This is a genomic window from Dryocola sharpae (genome assembly GCF_051307055.1).
In the GTDB taxonomy this organism is placed as follows: Bacteria; Pseudomonadota; Gammaproteobacteria; order Enterobacterales; family Enterobacteriaceae; genus Dryocola.
In genome coordinates this window covers 583,651-606,927 of the sequence record NZ_CP149994.1, presented here as the reverse complement: position 1 = coordinate 606,927, position 23,277 = coordinate 583,651, and the positions used below count along the sequence as shown (strand labels likewise).

22 protein-coding genes, 1 pseudogene and 1 other annotated feature are annotated in these 23,277 nt (G+C 54.9%); of the genes and pseudogenes, 8 read left to right on the top strand and 15 right to left on the bottom strand.

Annotated features, from left to right (window positions below; all coding sequences use genetic code 11):
- Positions 1 to 36 precede the first annotated feature (36 nt).
- Positions 37 to 1,953, bottom strand: coding sequence for a molecular chaperone DnaK (dnaK, locus tag WLO31_RS02935; protein WP_435929026.1), 1,917 nt, complete (start codon positions 1,951 to 1,953; stop codon positions 37 to 39).
- 297 nt (positions 1,954 to 2,250) lie between these two features.
- Between dnaK and satP the strand changes: the two genes are divergently transcribed.
- Positions 2,251 to 2,817 (top strand): acetate uptake transporter, encoded by a 567-nt coding sequence (gene satP, locus WLO31_RS02930; RefSeq protein WP_435929025.1) that lies wholly within the window; start codon positions 2,251 to 2,253, stop codon positions 2,815 to 2,817.
- A gap of 47 nt (positions 2,818 to 2,864) precedes the next feature.
- On the opposite strand, the gene WLO31_RS02925 is transcribed toward satP, so the two are convergent.
- From WLO31_RS02925 to tal, 3 genes are all read right to left on the bottom strand, one after another.
- Positions 2,865 to 4,190, bottom strand: coding sequence for an MFS transporter (locus WLO31_RS02925; protein WP_435929024.1), 1,326 nt, complete (start codon positions 4,188 to 4,190; stop codon positions 2,865 to 2,867).
- Between the two features lie 125 nt (positions 4,191 to 4,315).
- Positions 4,316 to 4,903: a molybdopterin adenylyltransferase gene (gene mog / locus WLO31_RS02920; RefSeq protein ID WP_435929023.1), complete on the bottom strand. Its 588-nt coding sequence runs from the start codon at positions 4,901 to 4,903 to the stop codon at positions 4,316 to 4,318.
- 108 nt (positions 4,904 to 5,011) lie between these two features.
- Positions 5,012 to 5,965, bottom strand: coding sequence for a transaldolase (gene tal / locus WLO31_RS02915; RefSeq protein ID WP_435929022.1), 954 nt, complete (start codon positions 5,963 to 5,965; stop codon positions 5,012 to 5,014).
- A 216-nt stretch (positions 5,966 to 6,181) separates the two neighbouring features.
- Here tal and WLO31_RS02910 point away from each other — a divergent pair, with 216 nt between their 5' ends.
- A complete protein-coding gene (locus WLO31_RS02910; protein WP_435929021.1) occupies positions 6,182 to 7,627 on the top strand; it encodes an alanine/glycine:cation symporter family protein in 1,446 nt (481 codons plus the stop codon).
- A 68-nt stretch (positions 7,628 to 7,695) separates the two neighbouring features.
- Complete coding sequence (yaaA, locus tag WLO31_RS02905; protein WP_435929020.1) at positions 7,696 to 8,469, top strand: peroxide stress protein YaaA; 774 nt, start codon at positions 7,696 to 7,698, stop codon at positions 8,467 to 8,469.
- Between the two features lie 32 nt (positions 8,470 to 8,501).
- On the opposite strand, the gene WLO31_RS02900 is transcribed toward yaaA, so the two are convergent.
- The 7 genes and pseudogenes from WLO31_RS02900 to yjjY form a co-directional block, all read right to left on the bottom strand.
- Positions 8,502 to 8,789, bottom strand: coding sequence for a DUF2502 domain-containing protein (locus tag WLO31_RS02900; RefSeq protein WP_435929019.1), 288 nt, complete (start codon positions 8,787 to 8,789; stop codon positions 8,502 to 8,504).
- Between the two features lie 213 nt (positions 8,790 to 9,002).
- Complete coding sequence (gene thrC / locus WLO31_RS02895; RefSeq protein WP_435929018.1) at positions 9,003 to 10,292, bottom strand: threonine synthase; 1,290 nt, start codon at positions 10,290 to 10,292, stop codon at positions 9,003 to 9,005.
- A 3-nt stretch (positions 10,293 to 10,295) separates the two neighbouring features.
- Positions 10,296 to 11,225 (bottom strand): homoserine kinase, encoded by a 930-nt coding sequence (gene thrB / locus WLO31_RS02890; protein ID WP_435929017.1) that lies wholly within the window; start codon positions 11,223 to 11,225, stop codon positions 10,296 to 10,298.
- Position 11,226: 1 nt separating this feature from the next.
- Positions 11,227 to 13,689, bottom strand: coding sequence for a bifunctional aspartate kinase/homoserine dehydrogenase I (gene thrA, locus WLO31_RS02885; RefSeq protein WP_435929016.1), 2,463 nt, complete (start codon positions 13,687 to 13,689; stop codon positions 11,227 to 11,229).
- Positions 13,690 to 13,715: 26 nt separating this feature from the next.
- Positions 13,716 to 13,832, bottom strand: a sequence feature (Thr leader region).
- The gene (thrL, locus tag WLO31_RS02880) at positions 13,771 to 13,839 is read right to left on the bottom strand and encodes a thr operon leader peptide (protein WP_072009468.1); all 69 of its coding nucleotides are present in this window, start codon (positions 13,837 to 13,839) and stop codon (positions 13,771 to 13,773) included. It overlaps the preceding feature by 62 nt.
- Positions 13,840 to 13,994: 155 nt before the next feature.
- On the bottom strand, positions 13,995 to 14,723 hold the full coding sequence (locus tag WLO31_RS02875; protein ID WP_435929015.1) for a tRNA/rRNA methyltransferase: 729 nt from the start codon (positions 14,721 to 14,723) through the stop codon (positions 13,995 to 13,997).
- A gap of 396 nt (positions 14,724 to 15,119) precedes the next feature.
- Positions 15,120 to 15,261, bottom strand: a pseudogene (gene yjjY, locus WLO31_RS02870) (protein YjjY).
- 95 nt (positions 15,262 to 15,356) lie between these two features.
- On the opposite strand from yjjY, the gene arcA reads away from it, so the two are divergent.
- The 3 genes from arcA to WLO31_RS02855 all read left to right on the top strand — a co-directional run bounded on the left by arcA (position 15,357) and on the right by WLO31_RS02855 (position 18,175).
- Entirely contained in the window at positions 15,357 to 16,073 is a 717-nt protein-coding gene (arcA, locus tag WLO31_RS02865) for a two-component system response regulator ArcA (protein ID WP_435929014.1), read from the top strand.
- Between the two features lie 268 nt (positions 16,074 to 16,341).
- Complete coding sequence (locus WLO31_RS02860) at positions 16,342 to 17,970, top strand: OFA family MFS transporter (RefSeq protein ID WP_435929013.1); 1,629 nt, start codon at positions 16,342 to 16,344, stop codon at positions 17,968 to 17,970.
- A 7-nt stretch (positions 17,971 to 17,977) separates the two neighbouring features.
- The gene (locus tag WLO31_RS02855; protein WP_435929012.1) at positions 17,978 to 18,175 is read left to right on the top strand and encodes a hypothetical protein; all 198 of its coding nucleotides are present in this window, start codon (positions 17,978 to 17,980) and stop codon (positions 18,173 to 18,175) included.
- Between the two features lie 3 nt (positions 18,176 to 18,178).
- Here the strand turns inward: WLO31_RS02855 and creA are convergent, their stop codons facing one another.
- The gene (gene creA, locus WLO31_RS02850; RefSeq protein WP_435929011.1) at positions 18,179 to 18,649 is read right to left on the bottom strand and encodes a protein CreA; all 471 of its coding nucleotides are present in this window, start codon (positions 18,647 to 18,649) and stop codon (positions 18,179 to 18,181) included.
- A 206-nt stretch (positions 18,650 to 18,855) separates the two neighbouring features.
- Here creA and robA point away from each other — a divergent pair, with 206 nt between their 5' ends.
- Positions 18,856 to 19,725, top strand: a complete 870-nt coding sequence (robA, locus tag WLO31_RS02845; RefSeq protein WP_435929010.1) for an MDR efflux pump AcrAB transcriptional activator RobA — start codon at positions 18,856 to 18,858, stop codon at positions 19,723 to 19,725.
- On the opposite strand, the gene gpmB is transcribed toward robA, so the two are convergent.
- Positions 19,722 to 20,369: a 2,3-diphosphoglycerate-dependent phosphoglycerate mutase GpmB gene (gene gpmB, locus WLO31_RS02840; protein WP_435929009.1), complete on the bottom strand. Its 648-nt coding sequence runs from the start codon at positions 20,367 to 20,369 to the stop codon at positions 19,722 to 19,724. The two genes, robA and gpmB, sit on opposite strands and share 4 nt — an antisense overlap.
- 53 nt (positions 20,370 to 20,422) lie before the next feature.
- Here gpmB and yjjX point away from each other — a divergent pair, with 53 nt between their 5' ends.
- Positions 20,423 to 20,938, top strand: a complete 516-nt coding sequence (gene yjjX / locus WLO31_RS02835; RefSeq protein ID WP_435930489.1) for an inosine/xanthosine triphosphatase — start codon at positions 20,423 to 20,425, stop codon at positions 20,936 to 20,938.
- On the opposite strand, the gene trpR is transcribed toward yjjX, so the two are convergent.
- Both trpR and sltY read right to left on the bottom strand, forming a co-directional pair.
- Positions 20,935 to 21,270: a trp operon repressor gene (gene trpR, locus WLO31_RS02830; RefSeq protein WP_435929008.1), complete on the bottom strand. Its 336-nt coding sequence runs from the start codon at positions 21,268 to 21,270 to the stop codon at positions 20,935 to 20,937. The two genes, yjjX and trpR, sit on opposite strands and share 4 nt — an antisense overlap.
- 55 nt (positions 21,271 to 21,325) lie before the next feature.
- Positions 21,326 to 23,230 (bottom strand): murein transglycosylase, encoded by a 1,905-nt coding sequence (sltY, locus tag WLO31_RS02825; RefSeq protein ID WP_435930487.1) that lies wholly within the window; start codon positions 23,228 to 23,230, stop codon positions 21,326 to 21,328.
- Positions 23,231 to 23,277: the final 47 nt, after the last annotated feature.

Sequence of the window (23,277 nt, the reverse complement as noted above, 5' to 3'; positions counted from 1 at the left end):
ACGCCCGTGCCAGTGTTTCAACCGCTCAAAGGGCGATTATTTTTTGTCTTTAACTTCTTCGAACTCGGCGTCAACAACGTCGTCGTCTTTGCCGGCGTTAGTCGCGTCCGCCGCGCTGCCCGCCTGCTGTTCAGCGTGCTGCTGCTGAGCCAGCTCCATCAGCTTCTGGGAAACCTGCGCCAGCGCCTGCATTTTCGCTTCGATATCCGCCTTGTCTTCGCCTTTCAGCGAAGTTTCCAGCGCGGTCAGCGCAGACTCAATAGCAGTTTTGTCATCGGCCGGCAGTTTATCGCCCGCTTCTTCAACCTGCTTACGGGTGCTGTGCAGCAGATGGTCGCCCTGGTTGCGGGTCTGAACCAGCTCTTCAAACTTACGGTCAGACTCGGCGTTAGCTTCCGCATCGCGTACCATTTTCTGGATCTCTTCTTCATTCAGACCAGAAGAGGCCTTGATGGTGATTTTCTGCTCTTTACCGCTGTTTTTGTCCTTCGCGGAAACGTGCAGGATACCATCGGCATCGATATCGAAAGTCACTTCGATCTGCGGCATGCCGCGCGGCGCCGGGCTGATACCATCCAGGTTGAACTGACCCAGAGATTTGTTATCAGAAGCACGCTTACGTTCACCCTGAATCACATGGATGGTTACCGCAGACTGGTTGTCTTCAGCGGTAGAGAACACCTGGCTGTGCTTGGTCGGGATAGTGGTGTTTTTGTTGATAAGCGCGGTCATCACGCCGCCCATGGTTTCGATACCCAGCGACAGCGGGGTAACGTCCAGCAGCAGCACGTCCTTCACTTCACCCGTTAATACACCACCCTGAACGGCAGCACCAATTGCAACGGCTTCGTCCGGGTTAACGTCTTTACGCGGCTCTTTACCAAAGAACTCGGCGACTTTTTTCTGCACCATCGGCATACGAGTCTGACCGCCGACCAGGATAACGTCCTGGATGTCGGAGACGGACAGGCCAGCATCCTGCAGCGCAACTTTCAGCGGCTCGATAGAACGGTTTACCAGGTCTTCGACCAGGGATTCCAGTTTCGCGCGAGTCACTTTGATGTTCATGTGTTTCGGACCGGTGGCGTCTGCGGTGATATACGGCAGGTTCACGTCGGTCTGCTGCGCAGAAGAGAGTTCGATTTTCGCTTTTTCAGCAGCTTCTTTCAGACGCTGCATCGCCAGCGGATCGTTACGCAGATCGATGCCCTGATCTTTCTTGAACTCTTCTACCAGATAGTTGATCAGACGGCTGTCGAAGTCTTCGCCACCCAGGTGGGTATCACCGTTGGTTGCCAGCACTTCGAAGGTTTTCTCGCCGTCAACCTCATCGATTTCGATAATGGAGATATCGAAAGTACCGCCGCCCAGGTCGTAAACCGCGATAGTACGGTTGCCGACTTCTTTATCCAGACCGTAGGCCAGAGCCGCCGCGGTTGGTTCGTTGATGATACGTTTTACTTCCAGACCTGCGATACGACCGGCGTCTTTCGTTGCCTGACGCTGTGCGTCGTTGAAGTAGGCAGGAACGGTGATAACCGCTTCAGTTACCGGTTCGCCCAAGTAATCTTCAGCCGTTTTCTTCATTTTTTTCAGCACTTCAGCAGAGATCTGCGGAGGCGCCATTTTCTGACCTTTTACGTCAATCCATGCGTCGCCGTTATCAGCGCCGATGATTTTGTACGGCATGATGGCTTCATCACGCTGTACTTCTTCGTCCTGGAAGCGACGGCCGATCAGGCGCTTAATCGCGAACAGCGTGTTCTGCGGGTTAGTCACTGCCTGACGTTTAGCCGGCTGACCTACCAGAGTTTCGCCATCCTGGGTATATGCGATGATGGAAGGCGTGGTGCGATCGCCCTCGGCGTTTTCCAGCACGCGTGCCGTGGTGCCATCCATGATTGCTACACAAGAGTTGGTTGTACCCAAGTCGATACCAATAATTTTACCCATCTAAACGTCTCCACTTAAAATTTGTTCGTCATGTGGTTGTGAACCTGTTATGCGGGCAAACAAGTGTGTTTCAACTGCCCAAACATCTTTTTTTCAGGTCCGCCAACTGCGGTTGGATACAAGATGGGGTCGGCTTGTCCGCCATCAAGGGGCAAAGCAAAAAAAATTTTCATCCTCACACCTGTTTAGATCATAGTTTCCGGCCTGCCATCTGATTATGATGCCGCGCCCCGCAGCCCTTTAAAGGCCGCGCGGCCTTTACTCATATTACATTTCAGATGAATTTTCAGAGGAACTATGGGCAACACTAAGTTGGCTAATCCAGCTCCCCTGGGCTTAATGGGCTTCGGCATGACCACCATTTTGCTCAACCTGCACAACGCAGGATTTTTTGGTTTTGACGTTATTATCCTCGCCATGGGGATTTTCTACGGCGGCATCGCGCAGATTTTCGCGGGCCTGCTGGAGTATAAAAAAGGGAACACTTTCGGCCTGACCGCGTTCACTTCATATGGCGCTTTCTGGCTGACGCTGGTCGCTATCATCCTGCTGCCGAAAATGGGCGCGGGTGAAGCCGCCGATGCGAATTTCATGGGCGCATACCTTGGCATGTGGGGCATATTCACGCTGTTTATGTTCTTCGGCACCCTGCAGGCTGCGCGGATGCTGCAGTTCGTATTCGCCAGCCTGACCGTGCTGTTTGCCCTGCTGGCTATCGGCCACTTCGCAAACAACGAAAGCATTATCCATTTTGCAGGCTGGATCGGGCTGGTTTGCGGCGCAAGCGCCATTTATCTGGCGATGGGCGAAGTGCTTAACGAGCAGTTTGGCCGCACAGTGCTGCCAATTGGTGAAAAGCGCTAATTGCCTTCTTTGTCAGCAAACTCAAGCGGAGCCGGGCTCCGCTTTTTTTATAAATGTTGCAGCGGTCTTTCTACCACCACATCTTCATGATTCAAATCCTGACGCAGCCAGATCCCAAGCGCCAGTCCAACCAGCGCCAGCGCCAGCACGTACCAGGCCGGCGCCATCGGGGAAACGCCCATCAGCATAGTGACGAAGATCGGCGTGAGGCCGCCGAAAATAGCGTAGGAGACGTTATAAGAGAAAGAGATGCCGGTAAACCGCACTTCCGCCGGGAACGCCCGCACCATTACAAAGGGCACCGCGCCGACAACGCCAACGCTCAGCCCCACCAGGCCATACAGCACAAACAGGTGCTCAGGATAGATCGGGGTAAGGTGATAGAACATCCAGCTGCAGACGGCCAGCAGCAGGCTGCCGATAATAAAGGTTTTGCTCGCGCCGATACGGTCGATAACCAGGCCTGCGGCAATACAGCCGATACACAGCATAACGGTGGCGATACTGTTTGCCTGAAGCGTCAGCGCAGGCGCAATGCCGACCTGCTTTTGCAGCCAGGTCGGCGCCATCAAAATAACCACCACGATGCCCGCTGAAAGCAGCCAGGTGAGGAGCATTGAGATCGCCACCGCTTTCTTATGGTTAACCACGACGGATTTGAGCGGCAGCTCTTCGGCCAGCGCTTTGCGTTTTTGCATTTCAATAAAGATCGGCGTTTCCTGCAGCCAGCGACGCAGATACATCGCCACCAGCCCAAAGATGCCGCCGAGGAAGAAAGGAATACGCCAGCCGCCATCGTGAATGGCTTGCTGCGTCATTGAGGTATTGATAAGCGTGGCGACAACGGAGCCCAGCAAAATACCGACCGTTAGCCCCGCCGTGAGCGTTCCACAGGCGATACCGATGCGTTTATAAGGCACGTGCTCGGCAACAAATACCCATGCGCCAGGCACTTCGCCACCGATCGCAGCCCCCTGAAGGACGCGCATCAGAAGCAGTAACAGAGGAGCCGCGAGGCCAAGCGTGGCGTAGGTCGGCAGCAGGCCAATCGCCAGCGTCGGCAGGGCCATCAGCAGAATGCTCAGGGTGAACATTTTCTTACGCCCGACCAGATCGCCAAAGTGAGCCATCACGATACCGCCCAGCGGACGGGCCAGATAGCCGGCGGCAAAAATGCCGAAGGTTTGCACCTGGCGCAGCCATTCAGGAATATCCGCAGGGAAAAAGAGGTCGCCTACGACCGTGGCGAAAAAAACAAAGATGATGAAGTCGTAGAATTCGAGCGCGCCGCCGAGGGCGGCGAGAGTCAGGGTTTTATAATCCTGACGGTTCAGAGGTCTTGCTGGTGAGGTCGTTGCTTTTTGTATAGACATAAGGAACCGCGCGTCAAAGAGGAGTGTGATTATTATTGCCGTTTAGCTGTAAAGCAAACATTACTATAACGGTTAAACATCGGCACTCCACAGGCACTACATCTTATGTCATAAACGCCATAACTTTAGGATTTTGTCTCGCGCAGAGCGCTCTTTGGACGGAAAGCTGCTACTACTGTCGGATCGGTTTCGATATAAGGCCCCTCCAGCAGCTGTACACAATAAGGTACACTTGCAAAAATGCCGGGTACGAGCACTTTACCGCTTTCATCCTTCACGCCTTCAAGCGTTTCCTGAATAGACTTCGGCTGGCCCGGCAGGTTGAGGATCAGCGCCTGTTTACGAATCACGCCTACCTGACGGGACAGGATCGCCGTCGGCACAAAATGCAGGCTTATCTGCCGCATCTGCTCGCCGAAGCCGGGCATTACGCGGTCGGCAATCGCAAGCGTTGCATCCGGGGTAACGTCGCGGCGAGCCGGGCCGGTGCCGCCGGTCGTCAGCACGAGGTGGCAGGTCATCTCATCGACGAGTTCGCAAAGCGTCTGTTCGATTACCGACTGTTCGTCTGGGATCAGGCGGGTTTCAATCTGGAAAGGGGTGGTAAGCGTACGCTCAAGCCAGGCAGCCAGGGCTGGAATGCCTTTATCCTGATAGACGCCGCTTGAGGCGCGGTCAGAGATGGAAATTAAACCAATGCGTAAGATATTCATATCATTCCCGGGGAGTCAAATCTTAGGCGGAATGATACACGGCGAAGGGAATTGCAGACAGGGGATAACGCTAAAAAGCGTGACCGGGAACCCCGGCCACGCCGATGGTTACAGCAGATCGCCGATCGTTTTTTCCAGTTTTTCCTGGTCGACGGCAAACTTGCGGATACCGTCAGCCAGTTTATCAACGGCCATTGGATCCTGGTTGTGCTGCCACAGGAACTGGGATTCGGTGATACGCTCAGGACGGGCTTTCACCTCGCCGCTGTAGGCCAGTTTACGCTCAACCGCGCCTTCGCTTTCCGCCAGCTCTTTAAGCAGCGCCGGCGCGATGGTCAGACGGTCGCAGCCGGCCAGCTCAAGGATTTCGCCGACGTTACGGAAGCTTGCGCCCATCACCACGGTCTCGTAACCGTGCTGTTTGTAGTACTGATAGATTTCAGCTACGGAGACCACGCCCGGATCTTCCTGCGGCGCGTACTCTTTCTTATCGGTGTTAGCTTTGTACCAGTCGAGGATACGGCCAACGAACGGAGAAATCAGGAACACGCCCGCTTCTGCGCAGGCGCGAGCCTGAGCAAAGGAGAACAGCAGGGTCAGGTTACAGTTGATGCCTTCTTTTTCCAGCTGCTCAGCGGCGCGGATGCCCTGCCAGGTAGAAGCCAGTTTGATCAGGATACGATCGTTGCTGATGCCCGCGTCGTTGTAGAGCTTAATCAGACGTTTGGCTTTCGCGATGCTGGCTTCGGTGTCATAGGAGAGACGAGCGTCAACTTCTGTAGAGATGCGGCCCGGGATCAGTTTGAGGATTTCCAGACCAATGTTTACCGCCAGCCTGTCGGCGGCGTCCACGACCTGCTGTGCCCGATCGCTGCTCTGCTCACGCGCCCACGTCACCGCATCGTCAATCAGTTTGCGGTATTCAGGGATTTGCGCTGCGTTCAGAATCAGGGAAGGGTTCGTCGTAGCATCCTGCGGCTGGTACAACTTCATTGCCGCGATATCTCCGGTGTCAGCAACCACTGTGGTTAGCTGACGCAGGGAGGTCAATTTATCCGTCATGATAGTGTTTCTCGTCAGGTGTAGCTTGTTAGGGAGATGTAACCGGTCTTGCCTGATGATATCACGACGCAAGTCAGGTGCAACCGTAGCAGCACGCAGCCAGAAGGCCGGGGCAAATATGATAAACTGCCCGAAATATTTGCACGCGTTGTAATGGGCTGCGCGCTATCAACGCCGCCCGGCCGCGCCCGTCGCGCATTGACAAGAGGGACAGTAATGATCGAATTTCTCCAGTTTATCAACGATATACTGTGGGGATCCGTGCTGATCTACCTGCTTGCCGGTGCAGGCCTCTGGTTTACTTTTCGCTGCGGCTTTGTCCAGTTCCGCTATTTTACCCAGTTTCGCTCGCTTATCCGGTCGCAGCCTTCCCGCGACAGCGCGGGGATCTCACCCTTCCAGGCGCTTTGTACAAGCCTTGCCGCACGCGTCGGCAGCGGTAATATCGCGGGCGTTGCGCTGGCGCTGACGATGGGCGGACCCGGCGCGGTTTTCTGGATGTGGGTAGTGGCTCTCATCGGCATGGCGACTTCCTTTGCTGAATGTTCTCTGGCGCAGCTTTATAAACGCCGCGACAGCGAAGGCCGCTATCGCGGCGGCCCAGCCTGGTACATGGAAAGCGGCCTGGGGATGCGCTGGATGGGGGTAATTTTCTCGCTCTTTTTGATGCTCGCCTTCGGGCTGATTTTCAACGCCGTACAGGCAAATTCCATTGCCAGCGCGGTAAATCACGCCTTTGGCGTGCCGAAAACCTGGGTGGGCATCCTGCTGGTTGTGCTAACCGCCGGCGTTATCTGGGGCGGCATGCGCGGCACGGCGCGTCTTGCGCAATACCTGGTGCCTTGCATGGCGCTAATCTGGGTGATGATGGGCCTGTACGTTGTCGCGCTGCATATCGCTCGGGTGCCGGAGGTCATCATGCTGGTGATGAAAAGCGCTTTCGGCTGGCAGGAAGCGGCTTCCGGAGCGCTGGCCTTTACGTTAGGCCAGGCGATGACGGCGGGATTTCAGCGCAGCATGTTTTCTAACGAGGCGGGAATGGGATCCACGCCCAACGCCGCCGCCGCGGCGTCCGCATGGCCTCCTCATCCTGCTTCCCAGGGGCTGCTGCAGATGTTCGGCGTATTTATCAATACCGTAGTTATCTGTACCGCCACGGCGGCTATTATTCTTTTTTCCGGTATGCTCGATAGCCCAACGCCCGGCACGGACGGTATAACCCTTGTGCAGACGGCGCTTAGCGGCATGGTTGGCGGCTGGGCCTCGGGATTTATCGCTTTTATCGTCTTTCTGTTCGCCTTCACCTCCATCGTGGCGAATTACGCCTACGCCGAGAACAACCTGCTTTTTCTGCAACGGAAAAACCCGTTTACGCTGGCGCTGTTCCGCTGCCTGGCGTTAGCGATGGTGATGTTCGGCGCCCTCTCCTCCCTGCCGCTGGTGTGGCAGCTTGCCGACATGGCGATGGCGCTTATGGCGATAACCAACCTCATCGCCATTCTCTTGCTTTCGCCGGTGGTGCGCGACATTACCGCAGATTACCTTCGCCAGCAGAAGCTTGGCGTAACGCCGGTCTTCGATCCGCATCGTTTCCCGGATATTAAAAGCCAGCTGGCGCCGGGCGTGTGGGATGGCCTGAGCGTAACTAAAACCCGGCGCTAATCGCATCCATTGGCGGATACTTTCAGGAAATTTGCTAAAGTAGGCGGCATAATTTGCAAGGAGCGAACATGCTGATCGTTATTTCCCCCGCTAAGACGCTTGATTATCAAAGCGATCTCCCAACAGATCGCTATACCCAACCGGAGCTGCTGGAGCAGGCGCAGCAGCTGATCGGTATCGCCCGCAGGCTCAGCGCGCCGCAAATCGCCTCGCTTATGAGCATCAGCGACAAACTGGCCTCCCTCAACGAAACCCGCTTCCACGAATGGCATCCGGATTTCACGCCGCAGAACGCGCGTCAGGCTATTCTGGCGTTTAAAGGCGATGTGTATACCGGCCTACAGGCTGAAAAATTTAGCGAAGCTGATTTTGATTTTGCCCAGAAACATTTGCGTATGCTGTCGGGCTTGTATGGCGTGCTGCGTCCGCTGGATCTGATGCAGCCGTACCGTCTGGAGATGGGGACACGCCTGGAAAATGCGCAGGGCAAAGACCTCTACCATTTCTGGGGCGACACCATCACCGAAAAGCTGAACCAGACGCTGGCGGATCGGGGCGATAATGTCCTGATAAACCTGGCTTCAGACGAATATTTCAAAGCGGTAAGACCGCAGAAGCTGCAGGCTGAAATTATTAAGCCCGTCTTCCTTGATGAGAAGAACGGCAGGTTTAAAATTATCAGCTTCTACGCCAAGAAAGCACGCGGGCTGATGAGTCGTTACATCATTGAAAACCGGCTTACCAGGCCTGAACAGCTAAGCGCATTTAACACCGATGGCTACTTCTTTGATGAAGCGGCGTCCGGTAAAAACGAACTGGTGTTTAAGCGTCACGAGCAGTAAAGCAAAACGCCAGCGCTATGCTGGCGTTTCGGTTAATGGTGCCATTTGTAATGGCCGTTATGATTACCGTTATCATGGTGGTCATTATGGCGATCGTCACGATGCTGCTGGCCATGCGGACGCCAGTGGTTATCGTGCCATTCATAGTGATTTTTCCACCAGCCGTGGTCGCGCCAGTGGCCGCCATCCCAGTAGTTACCATGATTATCCCGATCGCCAATCTGCAGCTTCACCGCCGGCACCAGGGTTATTTCTGTGGCCTGGACGGCCAGAGGAGTCACCGCCAGAATCGATAACGCCAGAACGATAGATTTCAACATACGTCACTCCTTAAAATATTCATGCCCGTATCGGGTCGTTAAGGAGAGCTTATGCCGAACGACGCCCGGTTGTTATCCTGCGCAATCCTAATATCTAAGTATGCGCATTTTATGGGAATTTCTACTTTTTCCCTCCTTGATTCCTGCTTATTTTCTCCATAATCAGGCATAAAAAAACCACCCCGCAGGGTGGTTCGGTTGCGGTTCCGCAGGCTACCAGGCTTTAGCCATCATTAATTCACGCAGCGCAGCAAAATCCGCTGGCAAATTGTGAGAAAGCAGCGGCAGGTCAGCGCGCGACGCCAGCTCTTCCGGCAGCGGCAGCTCTTCTGCAAGAATCTCTTCAACGCTCTCTTTAAATTTCGCCGGGTGCGCCGTTCCCAGGAACAGACCATATTCGCCCGGCTGTAGCTGGTCGCGCAGCGCGCGCCACGCAATCGCGGCATGAGGTTCGGAAATATACCCCTTCGCCCGCAGCTCAAGCATCGCCTGCTTCGTCTCTTCGTCGCTCAGCGCGGCGTAGCCCAGGTCGGTCAGGCGCCAGATTTTACGGCGGAACAGCTCCTCCACGCGCGGCCAGTTGTTTGGCTGGCTGACGTCCATCGCGTTAGAAAGCGTGGCAACGGTGGTTTTCGGCGTCCATTTTCCGTCGGCCAGGAAACGCGGAACCGTGTCGTTGGCGTTGGTAGCTGCGATAAAGCGCTTAACCGGCAAACCGAGCGATTTCGCCAGCAGCCCTGCGGTCAAATCGCCAAAGTTACCGCTCGGTACGGAGACCACCAGCTGATTGCGGGACTCCTGCGGCAGCTGCGCCACCGCTTCGAAGTAGTAGCAAATTTGCGCCAGCAGGCGGCTGATGTTGATGGAGTTGGCGGAGTTTAAGCCCAGCGCTACCTTGAGATCTTCATCGTCGAACGCCTGCTTAACCAGCGCCTGGCAGGCATCAAAATCGCCGTCAATGGCGACGGTTTCAATATTGCCGCCGAGGGTACAGAACAATTTTTCCTGCAGCGGGCTGATTTTGCCGCGCGGATAAAGGATAACGACACGCACGTTTTTCAGGCCGTAGAAGGCGTGAGCAACTGCCGCACCGGTATCGCCGGACGTCGCCGTTAAAATAGTGACCGGTTTGTCGCCGCTGATATGGGTCAGCATCTGAGCCATAAAGCGCCCGCCGAAGTCTTTGAACGCCAGCGTCGGGCCGTGGAACAGTTCAAGACAGCCAATATCCGGCTCGACGCTTTTAACCGGAGCAGGGAAAGCAAAAGCCGCACGCACGCGCGCCTCAAGCTGCTCCTGAGGAATTTCATCGCCGATAAACGCAGAGAGGATCTTGCTGCTGCGCGTGACGAAATCCATCTTCAGCATTTCGTCGATTTCGGTCAGTTCGAACTCGGGCAGGTCGTGAGGGAAAAACAGCCCCTGCTGCTTGCCGAGGCCCTGCGTAATCGCCTGGGCAAAATTGACCTGCTCGTTATGATCTTTAAGGTTATACAGTTTCATGCGTTATCCCAGAACTCGTGCGCCAGCCGTATCCAGACGGCAAATATGTACAAAACCTTCCTGGTTCTGCAAATAATGAAGGCTTAGCCAGTCGGCCACGCGCCGTGCGGTATCGGTATTATCGCACAGCGCAAATAAGGTCGGGCCGGAGCCGGAAATGCCGCTCGCCAGCGCGCCAATATCCGCCGCGGCCTGACGCGCTTCGTTAAAGCGCGGCAGTAACCTGGCACGATACGGCTCGGCTATCACATCGCGCATCAGCTTCGCCGCCAGTGCCGGCTGGCGGGTGTGGCAGGCATGAATAAAGCCTGCAAGATGGCGGCCATGGCTGATGCAATCCTGACGGCGATACTGCGCGGGAAGAATAGCTCGCGCTTCGGCGGTGGAGACTTTAATTCCCGGATAGGCCAGCACCCACAGCCACTCGTCAAAGCCCGGAACCGGCTGGCTGATGATACCGTTTTCTTCAATCATCAGCTGCATGCCGCCGAGGAAGCACGGCGCGACGTTATCGTAGTGAACGCTGCCCGAAATACGGCCTTCCAGCTCGCCCATCAGGCTAAGCAGGCGGTTATCGCTAAGCGGCTTGCCGCAATATTCGTTCATCGCCATCAATCCCGCGACGACGGAACAGGCGCTGGAGCCAAGGCCTGAGCCAATCGGCATGCCTTTTTCCAGCGTCATCGCTACGGGAATATTCTTACCGATTTCCTGGCAGAAGCGTTCCCAGCACTGATAAACGATATTCTCACGCGGTTCGGACGGTAATTTACCGGCAAAGCGCCCGACATTGTTCAGACTAAAAGACTCCGCCGCTGCAACCGTAACGTAATCTCCCAGCAGCGAGCCATCTATTGGCGAAACCGCCGCCCCCAGCACATCAAACCCGACGCTCATATTTGCGCTGCTTGCCGGGGCGTATACTTTAACCATCTTAAACTCCTAACTTCCATGACAGGGTGCGCAATAAATCCGCAAAGACGCCGGCAGCGGTAACATCGTTGCCCGCACCATAGCCGCGCAGCACAAGAGGCAGCGGCTGATAATAGTGGCTATAGAAAGCCAGAGCGTTCTCGCCGTTTTTGACCTTATACAGTGGATCGTTACCGTCCACGGCGTCAATTTTAACTTTGCAGCTGCCGTCTTCCTCGATCGCGCCCACAAAACGCAGCACTTTGCCTTCATCGCGCGCTTTCGCCACGCGAGCTGAAAAATCGTCATCCAGCTGCGGCAGGCGCGCCATAAACGACTCAACGTCGCCGGTGGAATCGAAAGATGCAGGTAAAACCGGCTCGATAACGATATCGGAAAGTTCGAGCTGGCTGCCCGTTTCACGGGCCAGAATCAACAGCTTGCGCGCCACGTCCATGCCGGAAAGATCGTCACGCGGATCGGGCTCGGTGTAGCCCATTTCACGCGCGACGCGCGTCGCTTCCGACAGGCTCATCCCTTCATCAAGCTTGCCAAAAATGAACGACAAAGAACCAGAAAGAATGCCGGAGAAACGACGCAGCTCATCCCCCGCATTCAACAGGTTTTGCAGGTTTTCGATAACCGGCAGCCCCGCGCCAACATTGGTATCGTAGAGGAATTTACGACGCGATTTTGCCGCGGCGTTACGTATCTGGTGGTAGTAATTCATGGTCGAGGTGTTCGCCTTTTTGTTTGGCGTCACCACGTGGAAACCTTCCCCGAGGAAATCGGCATACTGATCTGCCACCGCCTGGCTTGAAGTACAGTCGACGATCACCGGATTAAGCAGATGGTACTCCTTCGCCAGGCGGATCAGGCGGCCCAGGTTAAACGGCTCTTTGGCTTCGGCCAGTTCCGCCTGCCAGTTTTCCAGATCCAGACCATGCACGTTAGTCAGTAAGGCTTTTGAATTTGCCACGCCGCAGACGCGCAGATCGATATGTTTCTTTTTCAGCCAGTTTTGCTGACGCTTCACCTGCTCCAGCAAGGCGGAACCCACGCCGCCGACGCCAATCAGGAACAGTTCGATAACCTGATCGGTATTGAACAGCATCTGATGCGTCACGCGCACGCCGGTGGTCGCATCGTCGTTGCTGACCACGACGGAAATAGAACGCTCAGAAGATCCCTGCGCGATTGCCACAATGTTGATATTTGCCCGAGCGAGCGCCGCAAAAAACTTAGCGGAAATGCCGCGCAGCGTGCGCATGCCGTCGCCCACGACTGAGATGATCGCCAGGTGCTCCATAATCGCCAGCGGCTCAAGCAGGCCCTCTTTCAGCTCCAGGTAAAACTCTTCTTCCATAGCGCGGCGTGCACGACCGCAATCGCCCTGCGGCACGCAGAAGCTGATGCTGTATTCGGAGGAAGATTGCGTAATCAGCACCACGGAAATGCCCGCGCCGGACATTGCAGCGAAAACGCGGGCTGCCATGCCAACCATGCCTTTCATGCCCGGGCCTGACACGTTGAACATCGCCATGTTATTCAGGTTTGTAATCCCCTTAACCGGCAGGTCGTCTTTATCGCCTTCAGCGCCAATCAAGGTGCCGGGCGCCTGAGGGTTGCCGGTGTTTTTGATAAGGCATGGGATCTGAAACTGGGCGATAGGGGTAATGGTGCGGGGGTGAAGAACTTTAGCGCCGAAGTAGGAAAGCTCCATCGCTTCCTGATACGACATCGATTTTAACAGCCTGGCGTCGGGAACCTGACGCGGGTCACAGGTATAGACGCCGTCGACATCCGTCCAGATTTCACAGCAGTCGGCGCGTAGACAGGCGGCCAGCACGGCAGCGGAGTAATCGGAGCCGTTACGGCCAAGTACGACAAGCTCCCCCTTATCGTTCCCGGCAGTAAAGCCCGCCATTAATATCATATGGTCAGACGGAATGCGGCTGGCGGCGATGCGCCGGGTGGATTCAGCGATATCAACGGTGGATTCGAGGTAGTGCCCAACGGCGAGTAATTTTTCCACCGGATCGATAACGGTGACACCGTGGCCGCGCGCTTCCAGCAGGGCCGCCATGATAGCGATGGAGAGCTTTTCGCCACGACAAATGATAGCCGCGTTGATGCTGTCCGGACACTGGCCTAACAGGCTGATGCCATGCAGAACGTGTTTAAGCTGGGAGAACTCCTGCTCGACAAAAGCTTTAAGTTTCGCGAGCGGGAAGCCGGGTTGCGCTTCCGCAAGGCCGTTAAGCAACTCGCTAAAAATGCGTTCGGCGTCGCTAATATTCGGTAGCGCATCCTGTCCACCGATGGTCTTTTCAATCATCGCCACCAGGTGATTGGTAATTTTTGCCGGGGCAGACAGCACGGTCGCCACCTGCCCCTGTTTGGCATTGCTTTCCAGGATGTCGGCAACACGGAGAAAACGCTCCGCGTTCGCCACTGATGTACCACCGAATTTCAACACTCGCATTGGATATTACCCCTTGATTTTTAGTCGAAAAAAAAGCCCGCACTGTTCAGGTGCGGGCTTTTTTCGTATTTCCTGTATGCGTCAGCCCGCACCGTTACCTGTGGTAATGGTGGTTGTAATAATTGTGGTCATCGGGCTGATGCGGATCATGGATGTTGTGTGCTCTTAATCTGATTTACCTATTGGTTAAAGTATCCGCCAGGCGAAGTCAATTTATTTTTGATTTCGTCGCCCGGGCTTACTTTCCCCCGACACGCTAGCAAACAGGCCGAAAATGGCGTGATTACGCTGCATAACTCCGGGTTTCACTCGACGTTATCACTGCCCAAAGCCTTTTTATCAGCATTATTCACTGGCAGGTTTATTTCAATATCGTGCAGCAATCGGTGCAGCATTGCGGTATCCCGCTGCGTTAAAAGTCCTAAACGCTGCTGCAGCCAGTCGGTCATTTTCTGGTCATCCGCAACCTCAAGGCGAGCGGTCAGCGCCGCGATACGCTGACGTAAGGCGCTCAATTGTTGCGCATCTGCCTCCTGCTTCTGTACTGCGGGCAGCTGCATGAGGGAAGAAAGCTGATAGCAATAAACCATCACCGCCTGCCCTAAATTCAGCGATGGGTAATCCGCCGCCATCGGCACGCCGGTTAGCACATCGGCCAGCTCCAGTTCTTCATTAGTCAGGCCCGAATCCTCGCGTCCAAAGACCAGCGCGGCGCTACCAACCCATTCACGTTTCTCTTCCAGCAGCGGCCCCAGTTCTTGCGGCGTGGCGTAGTAATGAAATTTGGCCCGGCTGCGTGCGGTAGTCGCGACGGTAAAATTAACGTCGTGCAGCGCATCACTGAGCGTCGCAAAGTGCTGCGCATTATCAAGAATATCTCCAGCGCCGTGCGCCACCCAACGCGCCTCTGGCTTAAGGTGGGCATCGCTTGCCACTATACGCAGCGCGGTAAAGCCCATGGTCTTCATAGCACGAGCGGCGGCGCCGACGTTCTCGGCTCTGGCCGGGGAAACCAGGATAATGGGTAAGTGCATTAAAACTCTCTTTAAACTCGTTAAATCCGGAAAAATCCGGCGTTAAAATGATAATGCGCGTCACAAATTTACTTTAATGCAACATTCGCCGGCACAATATAAGTTATAAAAACCTGATTGAAACGCATAATCTTCTGCTATAAAACGCTGAATAAGCCCGGTGAATTCTATGATATCCGGCTGTTTATTATAGGTAAAAAGCATTTATTACCCTAAATAAATTCGCGCGATCGGATTTATTGCCTTTTAGACGTAACCACGTTGATTATTAAAAAAATGTGACGCAAGCTAGCAATACGCTACGATGATTTCATCAAACTGTTAACGTGCTACAATTGGAATTGATATATGTCAACGAAGCGTAGTTTTATCAGATGTCTGAAGCGGTCCTGCCTGTTATGTTGCTGTTAAAATGGTTAGGATAACAGCCGTTTTTGACACCGTCGGGTCCAGAGGGAAAAGCGCCCACGACCAAGCTAATGATGTTGTTGACGTTGATGGAAAGTGCATCAAGAACGCAATTACGTACTTTAGTCACGTTTAGCCCGACATGTTAATTTATGGCATGTACCAGGCAGGTCAGGGACTTTTGTACTTCCTGTTTCGATTTAGTTGGCAATTTAGGTAGCGAACATGCAGACCCCGCACATTCTTATCGTCGAAGACGAGCTAGTAACACGCAACACGTTAAAAAGCATTTTTGAAGCTGAAGGCTACGATGTCTTTGAAGCGACTGATGGCGCAGAGATGCATCAAATCCTTTCAGATAATGATATCAACCTGGTCATTATGGATATCAACCTGCCGGGCAAAAATGGCCTGTTGCTGGCGCGCGAGCTGCGCGAGCAGGCCAACGTGGCGCTGATGTTCCTGACCGGTCGCGATAACGAAGTAGACAAGATCCTCGGTCTGGAAATCGGCGCAGATGACTACATCACTAAACCGTTCAACCCGCGTGAACTGACTATCCGTGCCCGTAATCTGCTGTCGCGTACCATGAATTTAGGCGCGATCGGCGAAGAGCGCCGTTCGGTTGAAAGCTATAAATTTAACGGCTGGGAACTGGATATCAACAGCCGTTCTCTGGTTAGCCCGAATGGCGAACAGTATAAGCTGCCGCGCAGTGAGTTCCGCGCCATGCTGCACTTCTGTGAAAATCCTGGCAAAATTCAGTCGCGCGCCGAGCTGCTGAAAAAAATGACCGGGCGTGAGCTTAAGCCGCACGATCGCACCGTTGACGTCACCATCCGCCGTATTCGTAAACACTTCGAATCCACGCCGGACACGCCTGAAATCATCGCCACCATCCACGGCGAAGGCTATCGTTTCTGCGGCGATCTGCAGGAATAAGCGGTCGATCTCTAAAAACGGCGCCGCTCCGGCGTCGTTTTTCATTTCTTGCAATGATAACGCTGTATATCAATATGATAGTGGCACCGCTTTTCGATCCGCGATCCCTTCTGACTCTTCTCCTCCGGCTTAATCGATCCATCCTTCATACTTTTTGAACAAAATGCTTTCAGCGCTTGTGCTGTACCGCATTTTTCCCTTTTTTCCTCTCGCTGGCATACCTCTTGCTCCTTAAACAGCTCCTGAAAACGGATGGAGAAGATGACATATGCAACAGAGCGCTGGGGAGATCCGCGAGCATTCTGCTTTCCTTTCTAAAAAACGTATTATTGCCAGAGCCGGTTTTAATCGCTGGTTAGTGCCTCCTGCCGCTCTGGCGATTCACTTATGTATTGGTATGGCCTATGGCTTTTCCGTGTTCTGGTTGCCTATGTCTAAGCTGACCGGACATGCCTGCTCCCCGCAGACCACTTTCTGGCAACAGCTCACCACCACAAGCTGCGACTGGCGCATATCGATGCTGGGATGGACCTATACATTGTTCTTTATTTTCCTGGGCTGTTCCGCAGCATTATGGGGTCAGTGGCTGGAAAAAGCCGGACCGCGCAAGGTGGGCATAGTCGCCACAATCTGCTGGTGCGGAGGACTGCTGCTGGCCGCGCTTGCGATATACCATCACCAGCTTTGGCTTCTGTGGCTCGGAGCCGGAGCGATCGGCGGCATCGGGCTGGGCCTGGGTTATATCTCGCCAGTATCTACCCTTCTGCGCTGGTTCCCCGATAAGCCAGGAATGGCAGCAGGTATGGCAATCATGGGGTTCGGTGGCGGCGCCATGATCGGTGCGCCCTTCGCCAATAAACTGATGACGTTTTATGCAGCGGGTGGCGATCCGGGAGTATGGCAAACCTTGCTGACGCTGGCGCTAATCTATTTCTTATTTATGCTCGGAGGAACGCTGAGCTACCGCATTCCTCCTTTTGGCTGGCGGCCCGCCGGCTGGCAATCTTCGCCGGGTTCGTCGAACCTTACAGCGTGCCGGGCCGTTCATGTCAGCGTCGCATGCAAAACCCGTCAGTTTTGGCTGCTGTGGCTGGTGCTTTGTCTCAATGTCTCAGCCGGTATCGGCATCCTTGGCATCGCTTCTCCTATGCTGCAGGAAGTCTTTGCTGGCCGGTTGTTGGGCAACGAGTCGAGCTGGCATCAGCTGAACGCGGCACAACTCACCAGCATTGCCGCCGTCGCCGCTGGCTTTACCGGCCTGCTTAGCCTGTTCAATATCGCAGGCCGCTTCTTCTGGGCCTCGCTGTCAGACTTTATCGGCAGAAAAAAGATCTTTGCGATCTTTTTCACTCTCGGCGCCATTCTGTATCTATCGACGACGTTTGCCGGCAGTAAGAATAACTTATGGCTGTTTGTACTGATCTTCTGCGTCATCATCTCTATGTACGGCGGCGGCTTTGCCACCATCCCTTCATACCTCGCCGATATCTTCGGCACGCAGATGGTAGGCGCTATCCACGGTCGTCTGCTTACGGCCTGGTCTGCGGCAGGAATTTTTGGACCGGTACTGGTCAACTATTTGCGGGAATACCAGCTTGGACTGGGGGTTACCCCCGCCAAAATCTATGACATCACGCTGTATGTCCTGGCTGGGCTGCTGTGCGTTGGTTTTTTCTGCAACCTGTTTGTGCAGTCGCTACCGGCCAGGTACGCCATGACCAAAGAGCAGCTAACGCAGTCGGCTTTTACTTATATATCTGACCCTGATGTTCCGCTGGAGTGGCGAGCAAATCGTTCCAGTTACCTCTGGGTCCTCTTCGCCTGGCTGATTGTCGTGCTGCCGCTGCTATGGGGGATCGTAGTTACCCTACAGCAAAGCGCCGCGCTTTTTGTTTAAACGGATCATGAAGCTACCTCTTACAGGCGTGGTATTGCTGCTGGCTATGACGATTGGCCTTGCTACCCAGCGGGCCACGCTCTGGTATATGGGACACTTTGCCGAAAGCGGTGATGATCCGCTGATTGATAGCCTCCTGACGCTGACGATCGCCGGCGGAGCGCTGTTCGCAGCGCTCTATATCATTCACCGCTGGCGCCGTTAAGCATCAATGCCACGGCATGATCGGCACGGCGCTCAGCGCGTTCTTCGGCGACCCCTCAACCACTTTGTCCGAGTAAGCCAGATACGCCAGGGTATTACGCTTCGCATCGTAAAAACGTACTACCTGCAGCTTCTTAAATACCAAAGAGGTGCGTTTCTGAAACACCACCTCTCCTTGTGATTTACCGGCTTTAATTTTCTCGCTGAGCTCTACCGGCCCGACCTGCTGGCAGGAAATCGCCGCGTCGGAAGTATCTTCCGCAAGGCCCAGACCGCCCTTAATACCGCCGGTTTTGGCCCGGCTGATATAGCAGGTAACGTTCTTCACATCCGGATCGTCAAAAGCTTCCACGACGATTTTATGATCCGGTCCGAATATCTTAAACACCGTATCCACCGAACCGATCTGTTCAGCAAAAACGCTCTGCGACAGCGTCAGCATGACGCCCGCTGCTGCTAAAACTTTGTATTTCATATTGTTACCATTAATGAAGAGGATCCCGGCTGGCTATCTGGCCATCAGGGAAAAGTTGTTTAATATCACGTTATTAACCAAATTATCCATAAGACAAATTGATTCTGGCACAACTTGTTATAAAAAACTCTGACCGCCCCCGGAACAAAAAATGCTACTATCCGGCCATAATTTCGGCATTTGCTCTGTCAGGATGAGGATATTTTATGGATCAGGCTGCGATCATTCGCGATCTGCTTACCTGGCTAGAACGCCATCTGGATCAACCGCTTGCGCTGGATAATGTGGCCGCAAAGGCGGGCTATTCTAAGTGGCATTTACAACGGATGTTCAAAGACGTTACGGGGCATGCTATCGGCGCCTATATTCGTGCACGCCGCTTATCAAAATCCGCCGTAGCGCTGCGCCTCACCGCTCGTCCTATTCTTGATATTGCGCTGCAGTACCGCTTTGACTCACAGCAGACCTTTACCCGCGCCTTTAAAAAGCAGTTCGCTCAGACGCCGGCATTATATCGCCGTTCTCCGGACTGGAGCGCTTTTGGTATGTGTCCGCCGCTGCGTTTAGGCGAGTTTACCCCGCCGCAGGCTCACTTTATCACCCTGCCGGAAATGCATCTGGTTGGCGTCACGCAGAGTTACAGCTGCACGCTTGAACAGATTTCAGATTTCCGTAATGAGATGAGAATTCAGTTCTGGACACAGTTCCTCGGCAACTCGCCAACGCTGCCGCGCGTGCTGTACGGTTTGCACGAGTCGCGCCCAAGTATTGAGAAAGACGACGAGCAGGAGGTGCTCTACACTACGGCGCTAACGCCGGAAATGGCCGACGGCTTCCTGCCGGACTCTCATCCGGTCACGCTCGAAGGCGGCGATTACGTCCAGTTTAACTATGAAGGGCCGGGCACAGGGCTTCAGGATTTCATTCTGACCGTTTATAGCAGCTGCATGCCGTCGCTGAACCTGACCCGCCGTAAGGGCCAGGATATTGAGTGCTTCTTCCCGCAGGAAGAAGCCCGGATTGAAAACAGACCGCTGCAAATCCGCTGTGAATATCTGATCCCGGTGCGCCGTTAACGCTGCAGCTCATCTAACGCAGGGGCGTCTAAATGCGAGATATCCCCTGCCGTTTCAACCACCCAGCCAGGCGCAAGCCACGGGCTTTCCTGATGATCGACGCGCGAGATAGAACAGTTTCGCAAACGCAAACGGCGCTCCGCCCAGGCCGGCAAGCCCAGAATCGTACTGACCAGACAGCCCAGCGCCATGCCGTGGCTCACCAGCAACGGACGGCTCCCGGCAGGCAGGTCGCGACAGGCATTGAGCGCTGCGTGCATACGGTTGCTCATTTCCAGCATCGATTCCCCTTCAGGAATGCGGCCATCCGGCGTACCGTTGACCAGCAGACGGCGCCAGCCCTCTTCTTCTTCGCTTAGCGTATCCAGAGGCCGGCGCTCAAGCACGCCCATATCCAGCTCGCGCAGGCGCGCATCAAGCGTGACATCGCACCCACACGCCTGCGCAATAATCTCTGCTGTTCGACGCGTACGGCCCAGATCGCTGGCAATAACGTGAGTAATACCAAGGGCTTTTACTCGCTCAGCCACCTGCCATGCCTGACGTTCCCCTTTTTCAGTCAGCGCGCTGTCTGACTGGCCCTGAATGCGGCGCTCCGCATTCCACTGCGTTTCACCATGGCGAACAAGGTATACCTGTAACATGCGTTTTATCCGTTATACTGCTGCAACAAAAAATCTTTAGAGTTTCAGTGATTATGTACCATGTCGTCTGCGCCACAACTAATCCTGCCAAAATTCAGGCTATTCTGCAGGCTTTTGACGATATTTATGGTGAAGGATCCTGCCATATTGAGTCCGTCGCCGTCGAGAGTGGCGTACCGGAACAGCCCTTTGGAAACGTGGAAACGCGAACGGGCGCACGATGCCGGGTCATAAACGCGCGCAAGCTTCGGCCTGGGGCAGATTTCTGGGTGGCGATAGAAGCGGGAATCGATGAAGGCAGCACGTTTAGCTGGGTCGTTATCGAAAACCAGCGCACGCGTGGCGAATCGCGTTCGGCTACGCTGCCGTTACCGGAGGTTATTCTGGAAAAGGTGAAGGCAGGTGAAGCGCTTGGTCCGGTTATGGCGGCCTATACCGGCATCGACAGGATCGGCCGCAAGGAAGGCGCCATTGGCGTGTTTACCGCCGGGAAGCTCACGCGAAGCAGCGTTTACCATCAGGCGGTCGTGCTGGCGCTGAGTCCGTTTCACAATGAAGTTTATCGCTAGCTTCCGCTTCCGCTGCGTAGCAGCTCCTGCTCCAGCCACTGGCAAAGCTCTGGCGGCGCGGATTTCAGGCTGTTCGAACCGCGGGTAATGGTCGCGATGCCGGCGCCAAGCTCGTTTTTCAGCTCGCGCTGGCTCATTTCACCTTTCAGTAACTCTTCGACGATCCTCACGCGAGTGCCTAAAGCGGTACGTTCATCCGGCGTGAGCAGCAGGGCTAAAAGCGGCAGGTGCAGCTGCTTATCAAAGGATTTTTGCAGCAAATCCACAAAGCGAAGCCACTCCTGATTGCTTTGCTCGGCCTGCGCCGCCGAGTATTGAGAGAGCTGAGTCATGTCAGGCCACCATACTATTTAACTAGTACAGCAGCATAACATAAACTCCCTGAAATCAATACCGGCGCCGCCACTCGGTGTCCGTTAACAACGGCGCGGATTCGCCCATGAAATACTTATAGTAGGCGTCATAAGCCAGCACGTTTTTCACATAGCCGCGCGTTTCGGAGAACGGGATACTTTCCACAAAGGCGACCGCATCAATGCGCCCTGCGCTGTTGCCAAGCCATGTTCTGACTCGCCCGGGCCCGGCGTTATACGCTGCCGAGGAGAAAATACGGTTGTTCTCAAACTGCTGATAAACAGACTCCAGATAGGTCGTGCCAATATTGATATTGGTATCCGGATCCAGCAGCTGATTCGGACTGCTGTATCCTGCCAGACCGAACTTGCTCACCGTATGCGCCGCAGTAGCAGGCATCACCTGCATCAGACCGCTGGCCCCCACCGGCGATCGCACTTTCGGGTTCCAGGCGCTCTCCTGACGGGCGATAGCCATCGCATAGCTTTGTGAAATAGCTTTGCCGCTGATATAGCGGGCGAAAGTATCCTTATAGGCCAGCGGGAAGCGCTCTTCGAGATGATTCCACAGCTTGCCGGCGATCGTCGCCTGCACGCTCAGATCCCACCAGCGTTGCTCGAAGGCGTAACGCGCCAGCCCTTCCTGCTCTGGTTTGCTGCGGCTGGTAATCAAATTCGCCCACTCGCTGCGGGCGGTATTATCCATGTTCCAGTACATCAGCTCCCGCACGCGAGCCATTTCAGGCCCCTGTACCAGCGCCGGATTAACCGCTCCTGCTTTATCGACGCGCAGAGGATACTCCTCGCCCAGGCGCTGGGCGGCGATCATCGGATAAAAACCACGCTGCTGCATCAGCGCGTGAAGGATCTCTTTCGCTTCAGCTTCGCGTCCGCGCTCAAGCAGGAGATCGGCCTGCCAGTAGCGCCATTCGTCTTTTTCTTTGGCATCCATCGGCAGGCGCGCAAGCCAGGTATTCAGCCCCGCGCGATCCCCTGCGCCCAGCGCCATGCGCACGCGGCGCTCAACCAGTGAGGTAGACTGCGAGCGCATGATTACGTCATCGCGCCAGCTGGCCTGCTCAGAGGTGATATCGTTGCCCATCAGGCGCCAGGCTACGGTCTCTTTCAGCTGCTGGGCCTGATCTTCACTCAGCTGCTGAGCCTGCACCAGGGAAGGGATCATCAGGCGCGCGTTTTCCGCATCCTGACGCGCAATGCGGGTAAAGGCTACCGCAGCCGCCTGGCGAGTAAAATCTGTCGCCCCGACGGTGCGGGCAAAAGTAAGCACGGTATCAGGATCGTTTTGCAGGCTGATAAGCGAGCTGGCAATGGTCTGGTAGTCTGCGGGCATCTGGTTTGCCAGGCTCGTCACCAGCGAGGTATTGCCTTCTTTCATCGCCAGGCGGATACGCTCCAGGTACGCCAGAGGGTCCTGCGTCCCGGATGAACGCCAGGCCGAGAACAGGCGATCGCAGCTCGCAGGTAAATTCTTACCGCTCAGCCACAGCGTTTTCGCCCCGCTCCAGGCGGCATCGGCTTGTCCGGTGTTCCACTTTGCGTAGTAGTAGTTACATTTTGATTCTGTCGTGCCCGGCGGTTCCGGGCTAAAAGCCAGCAGCCCTCGCCAGTCTTCCCGACGCGCCAGTTCGTTTACAAAACGGGTTTTCAGCGAGCGCGCCGGAGGCAAAGTTGGATTCGCCTGGATAAACTGGCTGACGGAGACCGCCGGCTCATTCATTAAATCATCGGTGAGCAGACGATATTGCAGATAAGGATAGAGCGGGTAGTCCTGCAAACCGGGCAGCATCTGCTGCACCACCTCCATTTGCCTGTTGTCCCACGCCTGTTTGATCTGCGCATAACGGTTGCGCTGTTCGTCGAGCGAATCGGCCCGGGCCACACCGGCGAGCGCTGCCAGGCAAACGCCTGCGGCCAGCATACGCCATACAACTTGTCTGGATTGCCCCACAAGTTCTCCTCACATGT